General features: G+C 57.8%; 14 protein-coding genes. All 14 read left to right on the top strand.

Features of this window, described 5'->3' with window-relative positions; genetic code table 11:
• Window positions 1-99 precede the first annotated feature (99 nt).
• The 14 genes from ACQRD3_RS05615 to ACQRD3_RS05550 all read left to right on the top strand — a co-directional run bounded on the left by ACQRD3_RS05615 (window position 100) and on the right by ACQRD3_RS05550 (window position 16,438).
• Window positions 100-675 carry an ECF transporter S component gene (locus ACQRD3_RS05615; RefSeq protein WP_080906148.1) on the top strand — a complete coding sequence of 192 codons (576 nt, stop codon included), beginning with the start codon at window positions 100-102 and terminating at the stop codon, window positions 673-675.
• 255 nt (window positions 676-930) lie between these two features.
• Entirely contained in the window at window positions 931-2,310 is a 1,380-nt protein-coding gene (locus ACQRD3_RS05610) for a sigma 54-interacting transcriptional regulator (RefSeq protein WP_158082888.1), read from the top strand.
• 446 nt (window positions 2,311-2,756) lie between these two features.
• Complete coding sequence (locus ACQRD3_RS05605) at window positions 2,757-3,416, top strand: DUF6198 family protein (protein WP_427780310.1); 660 nt, start codon at window positions 2,757-2,759, stop codon at window positions 3,414-3,416.
• A gap of 23 nt (window positions 3,417-3,439) precedes the next feature.
• Window positions 3,440-4,603 (top strand): YkvI family membrane protein, encoded by a 1,164-nt coding sequence (locus ACQRD3_RS05600; protein ID WP_427780308.1) that lies wholly within the window; start codon window positions 3,440-3,442, stop codon window positions 4,601-4,603.
• Between the two features lie 73 nt (window positions 4,604-4,676).
• Window positions 4,677-5,921: a hypothetical protein gene (locus ACQRD3_RS05595; protein ID WP_427780307.1), complete on the top strand. Its 1,245-nt coding sequence runs from the start codon at window positions 4,677-4,679 to the stop codon at window positions 5,919-5,921.
• Window positions 5,922-5,950: 29 nt separating this feature from the next.
• A complete protein-coding gene (locus ACQRD3_RS05590; RefSeq protein WP_427780305.1) occupies window positions 5,951-7,078 on the top strand; it encodes an acyl-CoA dehydrogenase family protein in 1,128 nt (375 codons plus the stop codon).
• Window positions 7,079-7,102: 24 nt separating this feature from the next.
• Entirely contained in the window at window positions 7,103-7,888 is a 786-nt protein-coding gene (locus ACQRD3_RS05585) for an acyl-CoA dehydratase activase (protein ID WP_080906142.1), read from the top strand.
• Window position 7,889: 1 nt separating this feature from the next.
• Complete coding sequence (locus ACQRD3_RS05580; RefSeq protein ID WP_427780303.1) at window positions 7,890-9,125, top strand: 2-hydroxyacyl-CoA dehydratase subunit D; 1,236 nt, start codon at window positions 7,890-7,892, stop codon at window positions 9,123-9,125.
• Window positions 9,125-10,246 (top strand): 2-hydroxyacyl-CoA dehydratase subunit D, encoded by a 1,122-nt coding sequence (locus ACQRD3_RS05575; RefSeq protein ID WP_427780302.1) that lies wholly within the window; start codon window positions 9,125-9,127, stop codon window positions 10,244-10,246. The genes ACQRD3_RS05580 and ACQRD3_RS05575 overlap by 1 nt, the downstream gene beginning before the upstream one ends.
• Window positions 10,247-10,269: 23 nt before the next feature.
• Complete coding sequence (locus ACQRD3_RS05570) at window positions 10,270-11,508, top strand: CaiB/BaiF CoA transferase family protein (RefSeq protein WP_080906139.1); 1,239 nt, start codon at window positions 10,270-10,272, stop codon at window positions 11,506-11,508.
• 64 nt (window positions 11,509-11,572) lie between these two features.
• Complete coding sequence (locus ACQRD3_RS05565; protein ID WP_427780300.1) at window positions 11,573-13,264, top strand: class I adenylate-forming enzyme family protein; 1,692 nt, start codon at window positions 11,573-11,575, stop codon at window positions 13,262-13,264.
• Window positions 13,261-14,064, top strand: coding sequence for an electron transfer flavoprotein subunit beta/FixA family protein (locus ACQRD3_RS05560; RefSeq protein WP_080906137.1), 804 nt, complete (start codon window positions 13,261-13,263; stop codon window positions 14,062-14,064). The genes ACQRD3_RS05565 and ACQRD3_RS05560 overlap by 4 nt, the downstream gene beginning before the upstream one ends.
• Before the next feature lie 16 nt (window positions 14,065-14,080).
• The gene (locus ACQRD3_RS05555; protein ID WP_080906136.1) at window positions 14,081-15,088 is read left to right on the top strand and encodes an electron transfer flavoprotein subunit alpha/FixB family protein; all 1,008 of its coding nucleotides are present in this window, start codon (window positions 14,081-14,083) and stop codon (window positions 15,086-15,088) included.
• Window positions 15,089-15,295: 207 nt separating this feature from the next.
• Window positions 15,296-16,438 carry an acyl-CoA dehydrogenase gene (locus tag ACQRD3_RS05550; protein WP_427780297.1) on the top strand — a complete coding sequence of 381 codons (1,143 nt, stop codon included), beginning with the start codon at window positions 15,296-15,298 and terminating at the stop codon, window positions 16,436-16,438.
• The last annotated feature ends 32 nt before the right edge of the window (window positions 16,439-16,470 follow it).

Raw genomic sequence — 16,470 nt, 5'->3', positions numbered from 1 at the left:
GAACTGTTAAACTGACCCTCTTAAAAGTTTCAAGACTGGAACTTTTAAGAGGGTCAGTTCTGTTTTATAATAGCACTGTAAAAAAGGAGTGGATCTGGGATGAAAGAACGTTTTACCACACAAAAGCTGGTCTTGCTGGGAATGATGGCGGCATTGGTCTTTGCCAGCAACTATGCCCGCATCACCATGCCCATTGCCATCGGCGGAAAAACCTCGTTTACCCTGGCCAACATTGTCTGCTGCCTGTCCGGACTGATCCTCGGCCCGGTGGGCGGCCTGGCCTCCGGGCTGGGCTCTGCGCTCTACGATCTGACCAACCCGCTCTTTGCCGCCGAGTGCTGGATCACCTTCCTCACCAAGGGCGCCATGGGCCTGGTGGCCGGGCTGGCTGTAAAAGGAAGTCTCAGCCGGGGCGAGCTTACATACGGCCGCAGTCTGCTGGGGGCCGCGTGCGGCTGCGCGGCCTATTATGTCCTCTACTTCACCAAATGCTTTCTCTATGACGGCATCCTCCTGGAGGGACTGCAGCCCATGGTGGCTCTGGGCATTCTGCCGCTGAAGCTCCCCGCCTCCATCTTCAATGCGGCCGTGGCCCTGGTGGCCGCTCCGCCCCTGGCTCTGGCCATCCGCCGGGCGCTCCGGAACAGCGGGTTGTCTGTTCCGTCCGGCTCTTGACTCTCCGCCGAGGCCTCAGGCGGCCAATCGGCGCCGGTTCCTTTAAAAAAGGCCGAAGGACCTTGTAAACCAAGATTGAACCGCCCCAAATTGTGCGGACAGCACAATTTGGGGCGGTTCAAAGTCTTTTGTTTTGTTCTGGAGGGAAATTTCGGGCTTTTTTGAATGGGCACAGTGCACATAACACAGAATTGCGGTTTGTACTATTTTGTGATACAATCACCAGTAAGAACATCCGGAAAGGGGGATATTCCCGTGGGCAAGCTGCCGCAAAAAGAGATTATTTCTGCGTTGGAGAGCGCCCATGATGGGTTTATGATTGCGGATTCCACTGGTAGGATCCTCTACTTCAATCAGGCCTATGCCCGGCTTACAAAGCTGGAGAACATTCTGAAAACGGGGATGCAGCTGCAAAAGCTCCAAGAATTAGGAATGGTTCCCAGCGCCAGCTGCCTGGAGGCGGTTTCCACCGGGCAGCAGGTCAGCCAGATCCATTTCACCGCTGAACGCAAGACCGCCATCGTCAGCGTGTCCATGCCTTGCTTTGATGACGCCGGACAGATGCTGCGCATCATTACGAACGTGCGGGATGTGTCGGAGTTTTTGGATATGCGGGAGCAAATCGAGGCGGTACAAAATATTCTCTCTCGCTTTTCCAAGCAGATGGAGCAGCCTCAGGATGCCTGCCGACGGGAGGTGTTGGCCGCCAGCGGGGAGATGCAGGCACTTTTGGATATGGCTGAGCAGGTGGCCGCGGTGGATGCGAACGTACTGATCCAGGGGGAGTCCGGCACAGGGAAAGAAGTGGTGGCCAAATTCATCCACGGCACCAGCCCCCGCCGGGAAAAGCCCTTTTTGGCGGTCAACTGCGGGGCTATTCCGGAAAATCTCTTGGAGTCGGAGTTGTTTGGCTATACAGAGGGGACCTTCACCGGGCAGATCAAGGGTGGGAAGAAGGGACTGATCGCCTCTGCCGAAGGGGGAACCCTGTTCCTGGATGAGATCGGGGACATGCCAATTGCTTTACAGGTGAAACTGCTCCGCTTCCTGGATACGAAGACCTACGCCCCGTTGGGCGCCTCAAAAACGGTCTCGGCCGACGTACGGATCCTCTCCGCCACCAAGCGGGACCTGAACCAAATGGTCCAAGAGGGGTCCTTCCGTGAGGACCTCTACTATCGTTTGAATGTGGTCAATTTGGTGGTCCCTGCCCTGCGGGAGCGGCGGGACGACATCATTCCCCTGGTCCTCTTTTTCCTGGAGCGGGCCAACCGGACCTATTTTCAGAAGAAACACATTCCCCCCCTTCTTCTCCAGGCGCTGTATCAATATGACTGGCCTGGAAATGTGCGGGAGCTTCGGAACGTGGTGGAACGCATGGTCGTCCTGGGTCAGGGGGATACCTGCGAGCTGCCCCCCGGCTTTTCCAAAAAGCTGGACACCCAGGTTCGCCGGTCCTATAACGAGGGCGTCCACCCTTTGGCGGACTATATGGCTCAGCAGGAGCGCTCTTATCTGATCGACGCCTATCGTCAGTGCGGAACCACCCGAAAGACCGCCCAAGCCCTGGGGATCGATCACTCCACACTGATTCGCAAAATGAAGCGATACGGCATTTGCGCCACCAAAGAGTAAAAAAACGCAGGGGGACGCCAGGGGGAAAGAAAGCAAACGAAAGATTTTCCCCATCGCTCCGTCGGCAGTTTCTCTGGAAAAGACTGCTCAAAGCCTTGAAGCACAATCAATGCAATGAAGAATGCTCCGCGCCGCGGATCCTCGACTCCATCGAGGAGAGCGGCGTGGAGCGTTTGCTTTTATAGGGTGATTTTGTGAAAACGCTTTATTCAAAGCAAATCGCACAAATAATCTCCACGCAAAAGGCGAAGTGATTGCCATATTGCAACCATTTTGATTGCGTTTTTGCAACCATATAAGAAGGTGATGGTGAGCAACGGGGGAGAGAAACCGCTTAAGAACAGTGGTTCGGGAGGCCTGTGGAACATTGGCATGAAACTTGCTTAACAATATGGTGTCAGCATCGGCCGATGTGAATAAAAACATTTGAGTGAGGATGGGATTTTTTGAAACGACCAATCCCCGCGGCGAGGCTCGTATCGTATGGCTTGGGAATGGTGTTCTATGCCAGCGGAGCCTGCTTAGCGACCAAGGCGGCGTTGGGGCTTACTCCCGTGACCAGTGTGTCCTATGTTTTATCTCTGAGCTCAGGACTCTCTCTGGGGACTGTGATGCTCCTGTACAATGTTTTTATGCTGTTGGTCGAGCGAGCGGTCTATGGCAAAGACTTTCAGCGAAGGGTCTACTTGCAGCTCCCACTCAGCATCGTTTTTAGTGGCATCGTGGATATTTTTGTGTACCGATTCCGCGAGTTGACCCCTGTTGGGCTCCCGGCCCGGTGCGCCGTGTTTGCTATCGCACTTATCCTGATGGCCTTAGGGATCACCGGGACGATCTGCGGCAATTTTATCCCCCTGCCGGCGGAGGGTGTTGTGCAGGCGTTTGTGTTTTGGCTGAAGGCCGACTTTGGCCCAACAAAGCTGGCCCATGACTGTACGCTGGTGGCGGCGACGCTTGTCCTTTCCCTGTTGTTCCTGGGCTACGTCGAAGGCATTCAGATCGGGACTTTAGTGGCGGCACTCTCTCTGGGACCGCTGTCCCGGATGTGCATTGGCATTGTTCAGCCGGTCGTCCATCGCTTGGATTGCCGGGCTGAATCGGTTTGATGAAGAAAGGAATGTGAACGTTAATGGATAAGAAAAAGGGCGCAACCCTGGCAGCTGCCTTCAGCGTTGCCGCCACATGGTTCAGTGTGCACGCCGGCGGCGGCTTCGCCAGCGGCAGCCAGACCATGGGCTTCCTGACAAGATTCGGCTTCCACGCGATTTGGACCCCAGTGTCCATGGTGGTCATTCTGGCCCTCGCCTACCGTGAGCTGTTCATCATGGGCAAGAACCACAACCTGAACAATTTCCGGGCTTTGACCAATGAACTCTATCACCCCTATGAGAAGGTGCTTTCCCCCATCTACGAGGTTTTGTCTATCATCGCCAGCGTCATGGCCATCGCCTCCTGCGTGGCCGGCGGCGCCACCGTGCTGGAGAGCTATCTCGGTGTTCCCTATTTCGCCGGCATCGTGGTCATCGGCGTGGGTATGCTGCTGCTGAGCATCTTCGGAAGAGACTTGGTGCTGAAGGCCGGTACGGCGCTGTGCATCATCATCTTCGTGGCCCTGGTGCTGATCTGCGGCGTAGCCCTGACCAACGGCAACGGCCATCTGGGCACCTGGATGTCCTCCCCCGAGGCCAACTCCACCAGTTTTGGATACGTGCTGCTGAAGATGTTCTCCTACGTAGGCTTCCAGTGTTGGGGTCCTGTGGGTGCCCTGATCGGCGTCACCGGCGTGCTCAAGACCAACAAGGACATTAACCTGGCCCTGGTCATTGGCGTTTTCATCAACGCCATCATGCTCTGGCTCACCAATGTGGCCATGATGGCCTATATGCCTGAGTGCACCGCCTCCGCCCTGCCCCTTTACTGGGTCTGCGAGAGCACCGGCCAGCAGGCGGTCCTCATCGCTTACGTAGTGGCCCTGCTGGCGGCCTATGTCTCCACCGGCGTGGGCGTGGTCTACGGCCTGGCCGTGCGGTACACCCCCCTGGTCACCAGCCGGAGGCCAAACGCCAACCCTACCGTTATCAACGCCATCGTAGGCGCTCTGTTCATCATTGCCACCGTGCTGGTCTCCACCGTGGGCCTGACCAACATCATCAACTACGGCTTCGGTTATATGGGCTATGTGGGCATCGTGGTCCTGTTCATCCCCGCCATCACCGTGGCCCATATCAAGAACAAGAAGTTTGCCAAGGAACACCCTAACTTTGACGAAGAACAGCTGAGTAAGTCCAAGTAATTTGGAACCGGTGAAGTAAGGCGGTAAGAATATGTTTTTCTCTTTCCCGAACATGCACGTTCCGGTCCAGGGCATGGACGAAATCAGGCTGCCCCAGATGGTACCGATCCGCCAGCTCTATGACCGCAGTTACATTCAAGACCCTTCGGGAGAGATCGTCCGTCAGATGGACCAGGTCTTCCCGGAGCGCAGTCGCTTTTCGGGGAAAAGAATCGCCGTCACCGTGGGCAGCCGTGGGATCCCCGGTTTGGCCGGCATGGTCAAAGGTATATGCAGCACACTGCGGGCGTGGGGTGCGGAGCCTTTCATCGTGCCAGCCATGGGGAGCCACGGCGGAGCCCGAGCCGAAGGTCAACTGGAGCTGATTACAGGATACGGCATCACGGAGGAGGCTATCGGGGCGCCAATCCGGACCTCCATGGCCGTGGTCCAATACGGAAAGCTGGAGGGCATCCCCCTCTACTGTGACAAGCTGGCCTTTCAGTCAGACGGTATCGTGATCTTCAACAAAGTCAAGCCCCACACCGATTTTCGGGGAACTCACGAGAGCGGCCTAAGCAAAATGATCGCCATCGGCCTTGGAAATCACAAGGGAGCGTCCTGTTTCCACAACGCGGGCTTCCAACGCTTCCCAGAACTCCTCCCCAAGGCGGCTCAGACATTGGTGGACACCGGAAAAGTGGCCTTTGGGGTAGGGGTGGTACAAAATGCCTATGACCGGATCAGCGACATCCGGGTCTGTCCCCCGGAGTATCTGGTACCCACTGACGCGGAACTTCTGCGGATTGCCAAACAGAAGCTGCCCCAATTCAAATTTGACAACATCAATCTGCTCATTGTGGACGAGATGGGCAAAAACATCAGCGGCACGGGGATCGACCCCAACGTGGTAGGCCGCAACCTCTCCAATACCTTCCATAATACGCTGAAACTGGATAAGCTTTTTGTCCGCAGGCTGACTCCAGAGAGCCACCATAGCGGCGTGGGGCTGGGAATGGTAGACATAACTACCCGGGCCTGCCTCAACGAGGTAGACTGGGAAACGACTTGGGCCAATGTGATGACCACGGGCTCCATGGCCGGCGGCCGGATCCCCATGTACGCCAATACGGACGAGGATGCCATTCGGCTATGCCTGCGCTCCAGCTGCCCCAGAGGCGCCGAGACGGCCCGGGTGGCACGGATTCGAAACACCTTATGTATGGAAGAAATCCAGGTCTCTACGTCCATCTCCCGGGACCTTGAAAACCATCCGGAGGTGGAGATCATTGGGGCGCCGGCTCCCATGGAGTTCGGCCCCAATGGAGATCTAGTTTGAGTTAAAAAACAGGAAAGGATGGATAGAAAATGATCATTACCGAAGAGCAAATGAGCGTCGCCGCCATGGTGGGGGACTGGCTGAAAAAAGAAGTGGCTCCTGTCTGCGCTGAGTACGACGTCAAGGGGGAGTTTCCCCAACAGTTCTATGATGGCATGGTGGAACTGGGGCTCAACCTCATATCCGCTCCCGAGGAGTTCGGCGGGCTTGGCCTGAGCTGCCTGGAGCAGACCCTTATTGCCGAGCAGTTGGGCAAGTATGAGCCGGGCCTGGGCTCCGCCGTGGGTGTCAACGCCTCTGCCACCCACCTGATGACCCTTTTTGCCAACGACGCCCAGAAGAAGATCTTCTTTGACATCCTGGTGAACGGCGGCTGGGCCGGTTTCTGCCTCACCGAGCCCGGCGCCGGCTCCGACGCCGCCGGGCTATCCACCACCGCTGTGGAAGACGGCGGCGATTACGTGCTCAACGGCACTAAATGCTTCATCACCAACGGTGCCATCGCCGGGGCCTACACCGTATTCGCCACCGTGGACAAAACCATGGGGCTGAAGGGCATCACCTGCTTCTTGGTGGAACGCGACCGGGCCGGCATCAGCATCGGCAAGCACGAGGACAAGATGGGCATCCGCCTGTCCAACACCACCGAGGTAGTCTTCGAGGACGTGCGGGTCCCCAAGGACCACATCATCGGCGAGATCGGCCAGGGCTTCAAGATCGCCATGGGGACCCTGAATGAGTCCCGCATCAACGTGGGCGCCATGGGCGTGGGCTTGGCCTCCCGGGCGCTGGAAGAGGCCATCCGCTACGCCAATACCCGCGTCCAATTCAAAAAGCCCATCTCCAATCTGCAGATGATCCAGGGGATGTTGGCCGACATGGCCATGGACGTGGAAAGTACCCGGCAGTTGGTGTATCACACCGCCGAGCTGGTGGATGCCAGGCTGCCCTACACCAAGTTCTCCTCCATGAGCAAGTGCCGGGGCAGTGACGTGGCTATGAAAGTCGCTGTGGATGCCCTCCAGATCTTCGGCGGCTACGGATACATGAAAGAGTACCCTATGGAGAAGATGGTCCGTGACGCCAAGATCTTTCAGATCTACGAGGGGACCAATCAGGTCCAGCGCACGGTCATTGCGAAAGAGCTGCTGAAGTAATCCGCTGGGAAAGGAGAAAAATCCATGCTCACATTGGGGATCGACATTGGCTCCGCGTCCTCCAAGGCGGTCATTATGGGGGACGGCAAAGAGCTGGTCGCCACTGCCGTAGTCCAGGCGGGCACCGGAACCAGCGGCCCGAAGCGGGTGACGGCCGAGATCTTTGAACGCTCCGGTGTTCTGCCGGAGCAGATCTCGGCGACCATAGCCACCGGCTATGGTCGCTACGGGGTGGACATGGCAGACGGGCAGATTAGTGAGATCACCTGCCACGCCAAGGGGGTCCACTTTCTCTTTCCCGCCGCCCGGACCATTCTGGACATCGGCGGGCAGGACGCCAAGGCCATCTCCATTAATGAGAACGGCCGGGTACTCAGCTTCTTTATGAACGAAAAGTGTGCCGCGGGAACAGGCCGTTTTTTAGAGGTCATGGCCCGCATTCTGGAGATCCCCCTCAGCGAGATGGGAGACTGGGACCGCAAGTCGGAGCACCCCGCCGTTGTGAGCAGCACCTGTACGGTGTTCGCGGAATCCGAGGTTATCTCCCAGCTTTCCAATGGCGCCCGGCGGGAGGATGTGATCCGAGGGGTCCACAACTCGGTCATCAGCAGGGCCATGGCCCTGCTCTACCGGACCCATATGGAGCCGGCTTTCGTCTTCACCGGCGGCGTGGCGCAGAACAGCGGCGTGGTGGACTCGCTGCGGCGGGAGCTCAGGCAAGAAGTGTTGGTCAGCCCCCAGGCGCAGCTGACCGGGGCGATCGGAGCTGCCTTATTGGCACAGGAAAAAGCCGATCAGAAGGGAGTATGACATGAGCGAAATAAATTTCGATGAAATGACGTCAAAACAAATGCTGGAGTATCTGGTCGCCAAAAACATGGAGGACGCCCGTCAGGCCAAGGCCAAGGGCGGGCTTGTGTGCTGGTCCAGCTCCATCGCCCCCTGCGAGTTCTGTGAGGCCATGGGGATCTATACAGTGTACCCCGAGAATCATGTGGTGGGCATTGCTGCCCGCGGCGGTGCCCCCGAGCTTTTAGAGCATGCGGAGCGCAAGGGCTATTCCAACGACATTTGCGGCTACGCCAGAGTCAACTTGGCCTACATGGATGTGCAGAAGTGTATCTCCGAGGAGATACCCCTGCCGGACTTGGTGCTGCTGTGCAACAACATCTGTGAGACCCTGCTCAAATGGTATGAGAACATTGCCCACACCCTGAACATCCCCCTGCTCATCGTGGATGTGCCCTACAACCACGAGTCTGAGGTGACGGAGGAGAACGTGGCCTATGTGGAGGCCCAGTTCAAGCGCATCATAGAGCAGTTGGAGGACATCACCAACCGCCCCTTCGACTATGACAAGTTTGAAGAAGTAATGAAGATCGCCTCTCAAAATGCCAAGGATTGGTATGATGCCACGGCCCTTTGTTCCGCCGTGCCTTCTCCGCTGTCCGGTTTTGATATGTTCAACTACATGGCTTTGATCGTCTGCATGCGGGGCAAAGCCGAGTGCGGCATAACCTTCCGCAAGCTAAAAGCCGAGTTGGAGGAAAAGGCCGCCAACAAGATCTGCGGACTGAAGGGTGCGGAAGAACAACACCGGATCATGTGGGACGGGATCGCCTGCTGGCCCTATCTCTCTCACACCTACAAGGTGCTGAAAAACCATGGGGTCAACATGGTGGGCTCCACCTATCCCTCCGCCTGGGCTCTGATGTACACGCCCGGGGACCTAAACGGCATGGCCAGAGCCTATACCAGCATGGGCAACAACCTCTCCCTGAAGGGGCAAATCGATCTGCGGGAAAGCATTATTCGGGACACCAAGTGCGGTGGGGTCATCATGCATATGAACCGGTCCTGTAAAATGTGTGATTTTCTGCAACATGAGATCGGCGAGGCCGTGACCTCCGACATGAGAGTGCCCATCACCACCTTCGATGGGGATCAGGCCGACCCGCGCAACTATTCCAAAGCCCAATACGAGACCCGAATCGAGGCCTTGGTGGAAATGATGAACGAGCAGAAACGGGAAGGGGGCGACCAGTGATGAAACGCAGCGTCAATGAAATCATTGAGAAGCTGATGGCAGTAGCCGCCAATCCCGGCCAGGCGGTAAAGGCAGCCTGCGCCAAGAGCGGCAAGCAGGCGGTTGGTATTGTGGCCCCCTACGGGCCGGAGGAGATCGCTTACGCCGCCGGCTGCCTGCCTGTTGGACTGTGGGGAGGCCAGGTGGAGCTGAAGCGGGTGCGGGCCTATCTGCCTGCCTTTGCCTGCTCCATCATGCAGTCCGTTGTGGAGCTTGCCGCCGCCGGCACCTATGATGAACTGTCCGCCGTGGTGATCCCCGCTCCCTGCGACACCCTGAAGTGCATCGGCCAGAAGTGGAAGGGCAAGTGCCCCGCCATCCATTTCACCCACCCTATGAACCGCAAGCTGGACTGTGCCAACGACTATCTGACCTTTGAATATCAGACTATCCGCACCAAGTTGGAGGCCATTTTAGGCCGGAAGATCACTGACGAGGCCCTGGCCGACGCCGTGCTCTTCTACAACCATTACCGCGCCGTCATGCGGGAATTTACCCTGGTGGCCCGTGACCATTTGGCTACCATTTCCCCCACCGTCCGGCACAGCATCCTGAAGGCCTCTTACTTTATGGACAAGGCCGAGTATACCAAGGATATCGAAGATCTGATCTATGCTCTGAGAAGGGCGGGACCGGAGAACTGGAACGGCAAACGGGTGGTGCTGACCGGTATCACCTTCGAACCCCGGGAACTCTTGGAAATTTTAGAATTTTATCATGTGGCAGTGACGGGAGACGATATCGCCCAGGAATCCCGTCAGTTCCGCACGGACGCTCCTTATCACAAGAGCCCCCTCCAGAGTCTGGCCGCCCAGTGGCAGAACCAGCAGGGCTGCTCCCTGGCTTTCGATCCCTTCAAGCGTCGGGTCCACGACCTTGTGGATCTGGTACGCACCACCCAGGCCGACGGCCTTGTTGTCGGCTTGATGAAGTTTTGCGACCCGGAGGAATACGATGTGCCCATCCTGATGGAGGCCTTTGAGAAGGCCGGCATCCCCCTGCTGTGCATCGAGGTAGACCAGCAGACCACCGCCTTCGAGCAGATCAAGACCCGCCTCCAAGGCTTCGTGGAAGCTTTGTAAACTGCAAAAGGAGAAACAGATTTATGAGTGAACAGCCTTACGCCCTTTTGAAGGGCGTGCGTATCATCGAACTCACGACCTACGTGGCGGCTCCCTCCGCCGGACGGATTCTGGCCGACTGGGGTGCTGATATCATCAAGGTGGAACCCACTCCCCACGGGGACACCACCCGCTTTGCCGTGCCCCTGCCCGGCATGAAGTATATCACCTACGATGTTCACAACGCCAACAAGAAAAGTATCGCCCTAAACCTGAAGACTCCGGAGGGCCAGGAGATCATGGCCAAGCTGCTGGAGACGGCGGACGTCCTGCTGACCAATACCCGGGGCAAGGCCCTGAAGAAGCTGGGGATGGACTACGAGACTCTCGCCAAAAAGCACCCCCGTCTAATCCACGCCCACATGACCGGCTTTGGCGAGACCGGCCCCCTGGCCAATGATCCCGGCTTTGACAACGTGTGCTTCTGGGCCCTGGGCGGCCCCATGGTGGCCTCCATGGAAAAGGGCACCGCTCCCGTAATCCCCCCCAGCTCCTTTGGTGACAACTCCACCGCCTGCACCATGGCCGCCGCTGTCAGCGCCGCCCTATACAAGCAGAAGTGCACCGGCGAGGGCAGTAAGGTCGTAGTCTCCCTCTACGGCCAGGCTATCTTCAACATGACCGAGCCTGTTCTTTCCATCCAGTGCAGCGACCTGGACAAATATCCCAAGTCGCGCCTGGAGAATACCCCGCTGAACAATACCTATCAGTGCAAGGACGACAAGTGGATCATGGTCTGCTGCCATGAGTACGAGCGGTATTTCCCCTTCTTTATGAAAATCATCGGCCGGGAGGAACTTATCACCGATCCGGAGTACAACACCTTTGCCAAGGGGAACGAGCGCAGCCGGGAGATCGTGGGCATCATTGCTGCAGGCTTCGCCAAATTCGAGCGGGACGAGCTGGACCACATTCTCCAGCAGTACGATGTTCCTCACGCCATCGTGGCCAACGTCTATGATCTGATGGATTCCAGGCAGGCCCAGGAGAATCTGTTTTTCAATGATTTCACCATCAACGGCGAGAAGTTCACCGAGTGTGCCACCCCCGCGAAATTTGGCGGCGTGACCCTGCCCCCCCGCAACAGAGCCCCCTTCCTGGGTGAGCAGACTTCTGAGATCATGCGGGAGTTGGGCTATCAGGACGGCCAGATCAAAGAGCTTCTGGACAGGGGGATCCTTGTGGAAGAGAAAACCCACGCCCCGCTGAAGAAGCAAAAGTAAACCGGGGCGAAAAAACCGATCACAGCAACTTCCGCCCCGGGAACTCAAGGAGGGCGCTTCACGTATGGAGCTATTAGATATTACGCTCTCGGACGCTTTGGCTTACAACGCCAAGCACTACCGGGACAATACAGCATATATTTTCGAGGATACCGTATACACTTGGGGCGCGACGGAGGCGATCACAGATCGTATGGCTTCCATGATGCTCCAAAGCGGGATCAGAAAGGGGAGCCGCCTGGGCCTGTGGAGCGTCAACACCGTGGCACTAGCATTTACGCTGTACGCGGCGATGAAGGTGGGGGCTGTTCCCGTCATCTTTAACTATTCCTACAAAGAGTTGGAGCTGGGCAGCGTCCTGGCCTATTCGGACACCCAGTTCATGTTCTACGGCAGCTCCACCGGTTCCCTCTCCTACCCTGACATTTTGGCGCGGGTAAAGGAAAAATCCCCCTCCCTTCAAGCGTGCTTGGACATGGAAGCTCTGCTTCGGGAAGAGGAAACCCGCTTCCTGGAGGGGACGGCTATGGAGGATAAGGCCCGGGAGGAACTGAATCGGGCCAAGGCCGCCGTCAAAAGCGGAGACACCGCCTGCATGCTGTTTACCTCCGGAACCACCAAGCGGCCCAAGGGCGTGCTCCTCTCCCACCACGGAGTCCTAAACAACGCCCGGGAGATCAGTGCGCTCATGCACTGGGACCGGGAGCAAGACCGCCTGCTCAGCGCCATGCCCATCTTCCACTGCTCCGGCATGACCTGTGGACTGATGCTGGGAGTCGTGATGGGCATGACCGTGGTGCTGATGCGCACCTTCAAGGCGGAACAGGCGATGGAACTGATCCAACGATATCGCTGTACGGCCTTTAATGTAGTCCCCTCAATGATCCTGCAGATCATCCAGCATCCCCGGTTTGGGCAATACGATCTCAGTTCCTGGCGTTCTGGTACGGCTTCCGGCTCCGGCATCACGGCAGAACGCTATGAGGCCATTATGGAGAAACTCAACGTTCCCTATCTTCAGATGGCCTACGGTCAGACCGAGACCTCCCCTCTGATCACCTTCTCCAAGTACGAGGACGACGCCCATACGAAGGCCACCACCATTGGCGTCCCCATCCCTAACATGGAGGTGCGTGTGTGGAACGAGAACGAGGGCAGAGAGGCCGAAGTCAACGAGGTAGGCGAGCTCCAGGCCCGTGGCTTTTGTGTGATGCAGGGCTACTACAAGTTAGAAGAAGAAAACAGAAAAAAATTTTGGGGAGACGGCTGGATGCGGACCGGCGACCTGGGCTTCCGTGATGAGGCAGGCTACTTCCACTTTACCAGCCGGATGAGCGATATGATTATCCGCGGCGGGGAGAACATCGCCCCCGCGGAAATCGAGTGCGTAATCCGAAACGCCAGCTCTGACATCAGGGAGACAAAGGTGATCGGCTTAGAGGTCAACACGGCCATCCAGGAGGAGATCGTAGCCTTTGTTCAGGCGGCTCCCGGGGTCCAACTGGACGGAAAAATGATCTCCGGCTATGTGAAGCAGCACCTGGCGTCTTTCAAGGCGCCCAAATATGTCTGGCAGCTGGAAGAATTTCCCGTTACAGGCTCCGGGAAGATCGACCAAAAAGCGCTAAAGCTCATTGCGATGGAAAAATTTGCGCTCGAGGTCGAAGGGGGAATGGCGAGCCCCGACAGTCCCGCGCACATTCCATATGCGGTCGGAAAACCCGAATCTGACACAAAAAGAGGTAAATATCTATGAACATTCTCGTCTGTGTGAAACAAGTTCCTGACACCACAGAGATCAAAATCAATCCGGAGACCAACACTCTGATCCGTGACGGGGTGCCCTCCATCGTGAACCCGTTTGACGGCTACGCTCTGGAGGCTGCCGCCCGGATCAAGGACGCCGATCCTGACACCAAGATCGTGGTCGTGTCCATGGGCCCCGAGCAGGCAAAGTCCGCTCTAAAGGAGTGTTTGGCCATTGCCGCAGACAAGGCTTATCTGGTCACTGACCGGGCTTTCGGCGGGTCTGATACCCTAGCCACCAGCTACATCCTCTGCAATGCAGTGAAGAAGCTGGAGGAACTGGAGGGTCCGTTCGATGCCATCTTCTGCGGCAAACAGGCCATCGACGGTGACACCGCTCAGGTGGGCCCCGAGATGGCAGAGCACATGGGACTTCCCCAGGTGACCTACGGCCTGGAGGCCGTTGTGGACGGAGGCATTCTGAAGGTAACCAAGGAGATGGAGGACGGGAAGTCCGTCATCGGCGTGAAGATGCCCTGCGTGGTCACCTTCACCAAGCCGGCCTGGGACCCCCGCTATCCCACCATCAAGCGGAAGATGGCCGCCAACCGGGCCGAGATCCCCAATATCACCGCCGCAGAGCTGACCACCATTGATCTGGCCCAGGCCGGACTGAAGGGCTCTCCCACCAAGGTGAAGAAGACCTTCGTACCCCAGAAGAAGACCGGGGGCGTGAAGATCCAGGAAGAGACCAACGAGGATTCCGCCAAGAAACTGTTCGCCACATTGAGCGCGGCCAGCATCATCTAAGGGAGGCAACGGAAATATGGAAGCAAAGACGAAAGACCTCTGGGTATTTATAGAGACCAACGAAGACGGCTCCGCCAAGAATGTGGGTCTGGAGCTGCTGACCCCCGGCCGGATGATGGCTGATAAGCAGGGGGGCAAGCTGGTGGCGGTAATCATCGGCAGCGGTGTAGACCCTGCCGTGGGCGCGGCCAACAGCCACGGTGCCGACCAGCTCCTGGTGGTGGACAGCGCCGAGTACGCCTCCTACACCACCGACGCCTACACCAGCGCCCTGTGCGCCCTGGTGGAGAAATACGGCCCCACCACCATCCTTATTGGGGCCACCAACAACGGCCGGGACCTGGGCCCCCGAGTGAGCTGCCGTCTGAAGACCGGCTTGACCGCGGACTGTACCGCGTTGGATATTGACGAGGAGAGCGGAAACGTGGCCTGGACCCGTCCTGCCTTCGGCGGCAACCTGATGGCCACCATCCTCTGCCCGGACCACCGCCCCCAGATGGGCACGGTGCGTCCCGGCGTATTCAAGAAAGGCAACATTGCCCCCGGAAAGGCCGAAATCATCAAGGAATGCATCCATGTGGACGCCAAGGACATCCGCACCCAGGTGTTGGAAATAATTCGGGACATGGACAGCGAAAAGGTGGACCTGGAGGGCGCGGAGATCATCGTCTCCGGCGGCCGTGGCGTGGGCGGCCCCGAGGGGTTCGAAACCCACATCAAGCCTTTGGCCGCCGCCCTGGGGGCCACTGTGGGTGCCTCCCGCGCCGCTGTGGACTCCGGCTGGATCGCCCACAGCCATCAGGTGGGCCAGACAGGCAAGACCGTGGCTCCTAAGGTATACATCGCCTGCGGCATCTCCGGCGCCATCCAGCACTTGGCCGGCATGTCCGGCTCTGACTGCATCGTAGCCATCAACAAGGACCCTGACGCCCCCATCTTCGATGTGGCGGATTACGGCGTGGTAGGAAACCTGTTTGAGGTGCTGCCAGTGCTCACCGAGGAGATCAAGAAATCTCGCGCCTGAGGGGTCTTCTCCTGACATATGTTTGAAACGGTCAAAGATCGAGAATCCAGATTGATGCCTTCCTCCTGCAGGTGTCTGTGGGCCGTTTCACCTTTCTTCAGACTTTGGACTGCCTCTTGCCGGGCAGTCCAAAGTCGTATCAGGGCATTGTTACAAAATTCACAACAAGCTTTCTATAAAATCAAACACAGAAAAGGAGAGACAACTATGGACTTTTTCCAGGATGAAATGCATGAGGAACTGCAAAAGATGTACCGTGAGTTTGCCCAGGGCGAGGTGAAGGCCCTGGCGGCGGAGATCGACAAAGACGAGCGCTTCCCCGAGGAAACCGTGGCCAAGATGGCTGGGATGAATTTGCTGGGCATCCCCTTCCCCGAAGAGTACGGCGGGGCCGGGATGGATAATCTCTCCTATGCCCAGTGTGTGGAGGAGCTGAGCAAGGTCTGCGCCTCCACCGGCGTCATTGTGTCTGCCCATACCTCACTGAGTGCTTGGCCCATCTACAACTTTGGCACCGACGAGCAGAAGAAGAAATACCTGACCTCCCTGGCCTCCGGGCAGAAGCTTGGAGCTTTCGGCCTCACCGAGCCAGGGGCCGGCACCGACTCAGCCATGCAGAAGACGGTGGCTGAGGACAAGGGAGATCACTGGCTGCTCAACGGCTCCAAAGTGTTTATCACCAACGCCGGCCCGGCGGACATCTACGTGGTCTTTGCCATGACGGCAAAGGAGCTTGGGAACAAGGGCATCTCCGCCTTTATTGTGGAAAAGGGCTTTCAGGGCTTCTCCATCGGCAAGCACGAGGAGAAGATGGGTATCCGTGGCTCCGCCACGGCGGAGCTGGTGTTTGAGGACTGCGTGGTGCCCAAGGAGAACCTGCTGGGTGAGCTGAACAAGGGCTTCAAGATCGCCATGATGACTCTGGACGGCGGGCGGATCGGTATCGCCTCCCAGGCCCTGGGCATCGCCCAGGGCGCCATCGATGAGACAGTGGAGTACGTCAAAACCCGGGTGCAGTTCGGCAAACGGCTGAGCCAGTTCCAAAACACCCAGTTCGAGCTGGCCCAGATGCGGGCCAACACTGAGGCGGCCCGACTGCTGGTGTACCAGGCGGCCTGTGCCAAGGATGCCCACGAGCCGTACAGCCATCTGGCGGCCATGGCCAAGCTCATCGCGGCTCAGAACGCCAGTGACGTGACCCGCCGGTGCGTGCAGCTCTTCGGCGGTTACGGCTACACCCGGGACTATCCCATGGAGCGGATGATGCGGGACGCCAAGATCACCGAAATCTACGAGGGCACCAGCGAAGTCCAGAAGATGGTCATTTCCTCCTGGATGGGTGTGAAGTAAAAAACAAAACCAAGCGGCGGGACACCCAAACT

It is taken from the genome of Candidatus Pseudoscillospira sp. SGI.172 (assembly GCF_050313575.1).
In the GTDB taxonomy this organism is placed as follows: domain Bacteria; phylum Bacillota; class Clostridia; order Oscillospirales; family Oscillospiraceae; genus Vermiculatibacterium.
The sequence above is the reverse complement of the archived record's forward strand: the minus strand, read 5'-3'. Positions and strand labels throughout refer to the sequence as shown.